At 34.8% G+C, this 7,201-nt stretch carries 5 protein-coding genes; all 5 read left to right on the plus strand.

All coding sequences use genetic code 11. From position 1 onward, the window contains the following. Nucleotides 1-23 precede the first annotated feature (23 nt). Nucleotides 24-1,307: a 3-phosphoshikimate 1-carboxyvinyltransferase gene (gene aroA, locus ACGH4F_RS06780; protein WP_411590566.1), complete on the plus strand. Its 1,284-nt coding sequence runs from the start codon at nt 24-26 to the stop codon at nt 1,305-1,307. After that, complete coding sequence (gene cmk, locus ACGH4F_RS06785; protein ID WP_267352494.1) at nt 1,308-1,988, plus strand: (d)CMP kinase; 681 nt, start codon at nt 1,308-1,310, stop codon at nt 1,986-1,988. It begins immediately after the preceding gene. 111 nt (nt 1,989-2,099) lie between these two features. Beyond that, nucleotides 2,100-3,782 carry a 30S ribosomal protein S1 gene (gene rpsA / locus ACGH4F_RS06790; RefSeq protein WP_267352495.1) on the plus strand — a complete coding sequence of 561 codons (1,683 nt, stop codon included), beginning with the start codon at nt 2,100-2,102 and terminating at the stop codon, nt 3,780-3,782. A gap of 98 nt (nt 3,783-3,880) precedes the next feature. Beyond that, entirely contained in the window at nt 3,881-4,171 is a 291-nt protein-coding gene (ihfB, locus tag ACGH4F_RS06795; protein WP_065559335.1) for an integration host factor subunit beta, read from the plus strand. 378 nt (nt 4,172-4,549) lie between these two features. Then, nucleotides 4,550-6,793, plus strand: a complete 2,244-nt coding sequence (locus ACGH4F_RS06800; RefSeq protein WP_411590558.1) for a DNA internalization-related competence protein ComEC/Rec2 — start codon at nt 4,550-4,552, stop codon at nt 6,791-6,793. Nucleotides 6,794-7,201 lie beyond the last annotated feature (408 nt).

The raw sequence follows: 7,201 nt of genomic DNA on the forward strand, positions 1-7,201 counted from the left end.
ATCTTAAAAATATAAAGAGAACTATCATGTTATCCCTAACATTACAACCGATAAAAAGATTTAATGGTACGATAAACTTACCGGGTTCAAAAAGTGTGTCTAATCGGGCGCTACTTTTGTCTGCATTGAGTCAAGGTAATACACGTTTAACAAATTTATTAGACAGCGATGATGTCCGTTATATGCTTGATGCTCTTAAAGCATTAGGTGTTACGTATCAATTATCGAATGATCGCACGATTTGTGATATTCAGGGTGTCGGCGGAAAATTACATTCATCCCATGCATTAGAGCTTTTTTTAGGGAATGCCGGTACGGCGATGCGTCCTTTAACTGCTGCGTTATGTCTTGGTGAAAATAATATTGTGCTTACGGGCGAACCACGTATGAAAGAGCGTCCAATAGGGCATTTAGTTGATGCGCTTCGTCAAGGTGGGGCTAACATAGAATATCTTGAAAATGAAGGTTATCCACCACTGCATATTCATGGGGGCTTTATTGGCGGTAATATTCAGGTTGATGGCTCTGTTTCAAGTCAATTTTTAACGGCGCTATTAATGGCATCCCCACTTGCTGATAACGATACTGAAATTACTATTTTAGGGGATTTAGTCTCTAAACCGTATATTGATATCACGATCAAAATGATGGCGATATTTGGGGTGTCGGTCATCAATGATAATTATCAAAAATTTGTTATTAAAGCAAAGCAAACTTATAAGTCACCGGGTACTTATTTGGTTGAAGGTGATGCTTCATCCGCTTCATATTTTTTAGCTGCAGCGGCGATTAAAGGGGGCACTGTTCGCGTCACAGGTGTTGGTAAAAAAAGCTTACAAGGTGATACCCAATTTGCCCATGTACTTGAAAATATGGGTGCTAAAGTAACGTGGGCTGATGATTATATCGAGTGTAGCCGAGGGGAACTTAACGGTATTGATATGGATATGAATCATATCCCTGATGCGGCGATGACAATAGCAACAACCGCTTTGTTTGCCAAAGGATCCACAACTATTCGTAATATCTATAACTGGCGAGTTAAAGAAACTGACCGCTTATCTGCTATGGCAACTGAATTGCGTAAAATAGGGGCAGAGGTTGAAGAAGGTAACGATTATATAACGATTATCCCCCCTAAATCTTTAACACATGCTGAAATAAAAACCTATAACGATCATCGTATGGCAATGTGTTTTTCATTAGTGGCATTATCCGATACGCCCGTGACTATATTAGATCCTAAATGTACAATGAAAACATTTCCTGACTATTTTGAACAATTTAAACGATTGAGTGAATACTAAATGAATACATTAGTTCCTGTTATTGCTGTCGATGGCCCTAGTGGTGTGGGGAAGGGCACGTTGTGTCAAGCGTTAGCTAATCATTTCAATTGGCATCTTTTAGACTCTGGCGCGATTTATCGTGTGCTTGCGTTGTCGGCGCTTAATCATCACATTGCGCTGAATGATGAACTACAATTAACACAATTAGCATTAAATTTACCTTTAACTTTTGATACCCATCATGGCGAAGTCAAAGTGCTATTAAATGGCGTCGATGTCTCTAAAGATATTCGTACTGAAGAGACTGGGGGCGCTGCTTCTAAAGTGGCTTCGCTAAATCAAGTTCGGGCAGCATTATTGCAACGACAAAGAGATTTCAGGCAATTGCCGGGGTTAATTGCGGATGGGCGAGATATGGGGACAGTTGTGTTTACTGATGCACCAGTAAAAATTTTTCTGGATGCTAGCCCGCACTCAAGAGCAGAAAGAAGAATGAAACAGTTGCAAGATAAGCAAAAACATGCTAAATTCGCCGAAATTTTGCAGGAGATAACTGCGCGTGATGAGCGAGATCGTAATCGAGCCGTTGCCCCATTAAAACCTGCAACAGATGCACTAATAATTGATACCACATCACTCTCTATTCAAGATGTATTTAATCAATCTATTACGTATATAAACGAAAAACTTGCGTTGTAAATTTATTTATAACGTGAACAAAGCTCCATTATAAGGACGAGTGGAGTATCATAAACAACCCCACAAGACATGATGTAATGTGGACGTTAATATTAATTTAAGTATATAAATATGACTGAATCTTTTGCTCAACTCTTTGAAGAGTCTTTAAATCAACTAGACACTCGTTCTGGTAACATGATCCGTGGTACTGTCGTTGCAATCGACAAAGATGTTGTTTTAGTTGATGCTGGTTTAAAATCCGAATCAGCAATTCCAGTAGAGCAGTTTAAAAATGCCCAAGGCGAATTAGAAGTTAAAGTTGGCGACGTTGTTGATGTCGTACTTGACTCAATTGAAGATGGCTTTGGTGAAACCATTCTATCTCGTGAAAAAGCTAAACGTCATGAAGCGTGGCTTACATTAGAAAAAGCAGTTGAAGATGCTGCAACAGTTTTAGGTGTTATCAATGGTAAAGTGAAAGGTGGCTTTACGGTTGATCTTAATGGCGTTCGTGCGTTCCTTCCTGGTTCGCTTGTTGATGTACGTCCATTACGCGATACTTCTCATATTGAAAATAGAGAAATCGAATTAAAAGTTATTAAATTAGATCAAAAACGTAACAACGTTGTTGTTTCTCGTCGTGCAGTAATTGAATCTGAAAATAGCGCAGAAAGAGAACAACTTCTTGAAAATCTTCAAGAAGGTTCTGAAGTTAAAGGTATCATCAAAAATCTTACTGATTACGGTGCATTCGTTGACCTTGGTGGTGTTGATGGTTTACTTCATATTACTGATATGGCTTGGAAACGTGTTAAACACCCAAGTGAAGTGGTTGAAGTGGGTCAAGAATTACTTGTTAAAGTTCTTAAATTTGATAAAGACCGTTCACGTGTATCTCTTGGCTTAAAACAATTAGGCGAAGATCCATGGGTTTCAATTGCTAAACGTTACCCAGAAGGCACTAAAGTAACTGGTAAAGTAACTAACTTAACTGATTACGGTTGTTTCGTAGAAATTGAAACTGGCGTTGAAGGTTTAGTTCACGTTTCTGAAATGGATTGGACTAACAAAAACATTCACCCATCTAAAGTGGTTAGCTTAGGTGATGAAGTTGAAGTTATTGTTCTTGAAATTGATGAAGAACGTCGTCGTATTTCTCTTGGTCTTAAACAATGTAAACCTAACCCATGGTTACAATTTGCTGAATCACACAATAAAGGTGATAAAGTTAGCGGTAAGATCAAATCAATCACTGATTTCGGTATCTTCATCGGTTTAGATGGTGGTATTGACGGTTTAGTTCATCTTTCTGATATCTCTTGGAATATGCCAGGTGAAGAAGCAGTTAAAGCTTATAAGAAAGGTGATGATATCGAAGCGGTTGTATTACAAGTTGATGCAGAACGTGAGCGTATCTCTTTAGGTATTAAACAACTTGAAGATGATCCATTTAGTAGCTTTGCTTCAAACTTCAAAAAAGGTTCAATTGTTAAAGGTCATGTAACAGCTGTTGATGCTAAAGGCGCAACAATTGAAATCGCAGAAGGCATTGAAGGTTACTTAAAAGCTCAAGATATCGCACGTGAACGTATTGAAGATGCAACAACTGCATTAAAAGTTGGTGATGAAGTCGAGGCTAAGATTGTTAATATCGATCGTAAAACTCGCGCAATTTCATTATCTGTACGTGCTAAAGATGAAGCTGACGAAAAAGAAGCGCTTGCTGCTGTAAATAATACTTCAACTCAAGAAGAAGCATCATTTACTAATGCAATGGCTGAAGCATTCAAAGCTGCATCAAAAACCGAGTAAAAAATATTCAACTAAAAAGTAAAGAGGGCTTGCCCTCTTTTTCTTTTGTGGTATAAAATGAACAAATTATATATCACATACATAACTTAGGAGTGACCATGAACAGATCAGATTTAGTGGAAAAGATAGTCAACTGGCGGGCACACCTTCCTGTGCAACTTGTTGATGATGCTGTAAGAGATATTATTGAACAGATCGCTTTAGCTATGGAAAGCAACGATCGTGTAGAAATTCGAGGATTTGGTAGTTTCAGCTTAAATTATCGTGCACCACGTAAAGCGAGAAACCCAAGAACTGGTGGTAATGTTGAGGTGAAACATAAATACATTCCTCACTTTAAACCAGGTAAAGAATTACGTGAAAGAGTAAATAATGCCGCTAAAGCATAATATCTAAAATAGTATTTAGTTTAAAAGCCTTTGAGTTAACTCAAAGGCTTTTTTATTAATCCCTCAATTAATATATTGATTAAACATTAAAAAGTTATTTAAAAATAATTAAAAAGTTTGATGACTATTTAAAGTAATTTTAGTCTTAACACCTGTCAAAATACATTTATAAATGTTCTTATCATAATGATCGATTTTTAACAAATGCGAATTAAGATTGGAACCAAGATCGCAATATCTATAAAAAGTTTCTGAGCATAATTTGTTGACAGGTTATGCTAACTTATTGTTAATTCGATAGCCTAATTTGAGTCAATGCGGCAAATTTATTCACATGATTTACTTATAATTACATTTTCATTAGGCTGCTTGCCATTAATGTTTATGTCTAAATTACTTTCAGACATATTTTGGTATGCGACAGCTTTTGGCGTGTTGATTATTGTCATTGCGAGTAAATTTCTATTTAGAAAAACGTTGTTACTTATTAGTATATTTATGTTAAGTTTCTTATGGTCGACGGCATATTCTAAACAGTATTTAATCAATATCGATCCTTACATTGACAAAACACTCGTCGTCAAAGCAAAAGTCGAAAGTATCAATATCCGGCATCCATCTCAGCAAATGAATCCTTACTATCTGCAATGGACTATTCTTGAAAGTAATCACCAAGCATCATCAACTCCTATCCCAATTTCAATTTATTGGGATAATGTTAATGTACCTAAAATAGGTCAAATTTGGCAATTAACGATAAAAACGAAAGTAATTCATAGTTATTTAAATGAAGGAGGATTTGATAGTCAGCGTTTTGCTATAGCCAATCGGACATTATTATCTGCAAAAATCAATAATGCTAAATTATTAAAAGATAAAAATGATATTAGACAAACTATTGTTGATCATGCTTTGCCTTATATGTATTTGTTTCATTACCGTGGGATATTATTTGCATTGGCTTTTGGTGATCGCTCTCAACTTGATCATCATTATCGGCAAATTATGATGAATACCGGCGTTGCTCACTTAATGGCGATATCAGGTATGCATATTTTGTTGGTCTTTGGTATGTGTTACAGTCTCGTCAAATTAATGTTATTTTTTATTCCACAGCGATTCAATAATTTATATGTCCCAATCATAATCGGATGGTTATGCGCCTGTTTTTATGCTTGGTTAACAGGATTCAATCCTCCTGCTTTACGTGCAATAATGGCATTAGGGATATGGATTTATTTACGCTGTCAAAACCAACATATCAGCGCATGGCAGAAAATTAATCGAATAATAGCCTTATTATTATTAACCGATCCGTTGATGATTTTGTCTGAAAGTTTTTGGCTATCTTGTTATGCTGTTGTTAGCTTAATATTTTTATATCAATGGGTACCATTATCAAAAAAGATTCAAAATAACAAAACGTGTTACCTAGTTAAATTAATACATCTACAATTAGGTTTAACAGCGTTATTGTTACCAATACAATTATTTGTTTTTCAAGGTGTCAGTACTATGGCTCTTTTGGCAAATTTAATTGCGATTCCAATCATATCGTTACTGACTTTTCCATCAATCTTGATAGCACTCTGTTTTAGTTTTTTTGATTGTTTCTATTTAGCATTATGGTTTTGGTTTATTGCTGAACAGTCACTTGATTATTTATTTTACTGTCTGAAGCTGATTGATTTCCCTTGGTTTACTACTTCATCTGATTTTTATTTATTAAGTATTATTGGATGGCTGGCCATAATTACTCTTAAAACGGAATTTTGGCGTCGTCATACTATAACCCTCTGCATTTTACTCATGATAATAGTGAGTCCATTTTTTAAAAAACAGCATTATCTATGGCGAATGGATATGTTAGATGTCGGTCATGGTCTGGCAATTGTCATACATGATGGGAAATCCGCAATATTGTATGATACGGGGGCGCAGTGGCAAAATAGTTCTGCCGCAGAACGTATAATCATTCCATTTTTACAATGGCACAATTTAGATGTAAAGGGAATTATTATTAGCCATCAACACAATGATCATATTGGTGGACTTTCTCTACTTCAACAACATTATCCCAATGCATGGCTGATGAGTTCATCAGTAAAATTAAAAAATCACTATCACTGTTTATCAGAAAATCATCTGACATGGAATAATCTAAGTTTAACTGTATTATGGCCAACTCATCTAGCCGAATATGCGCAAAACGAAGATTCATGTGTAATACACATTACAGATGGTCAATTTTCAGTATTATTATCAGGTGACTTAGAAAAAAATCAAGAGTATCAATTGATTGAAAAATATCGAAATACACTTAAATCAACAATTTTACAAATTCCTCATCATGGTAGTAACACGTCATCAAGCTATGCTTTTTTAAACGCTGTTAATCCTAGCGTGTCCCTTTTGTCGACTTCCCGTTATAATCCTTGGAAATTGCCTTCCAATAAAGTTATAGCACGTTACAAAGATCGACAATTAAATTTTTATACCACATCTAAATCAGGACAAATAAGTTTAGTTTTTTATCATCATAAATTGGAGTTAAAAACAATGAGGAATGAAATAAATCCGCGTTGGTATCATAATTGGTTTGGTCATTTGCCTGTATATTAACTAAATTTTCCTTTTGAAAAGGATAGATTAAATTCTCCAATCATCTTCTCAAAAAATCTAACACATAATATTTGCTAACGGGAATTCAACACAGTGACTTATTTGTTAATTTTCTGTAATAAAAGCAAACTTATTTTACAAAATAAATTTTTATGCTCTTCTATAAAATCTCAGTAATAGCTTATTTGGCTAATAATATAATTAACTTGAGGATATTGAACTTACTTAAGTAAGTTATTTAAAATGATTCGCCATAATTATTCATGGAATTTTAGGGCGTTAATCGGCGTAAAAAATTGATCTAAAAGTTTCTAATTTATAGTTTAATAAAAGTGCAATATTCATTAAAGCTAATAAAGATAATGGTTTATTATAGTTTTTTTAGATGTTTTTATTTCTAAATAATAT

The organism is Gilliamella sp. CG35 (assembly GCF_046635745.1).
Taxonomy (GTDB): Bacteria; Pseudomonadota; Gammaproteobacteria; order Enterobacterales; family Orbaceae; genus Gilliamella; species Gilliamella apicola_I.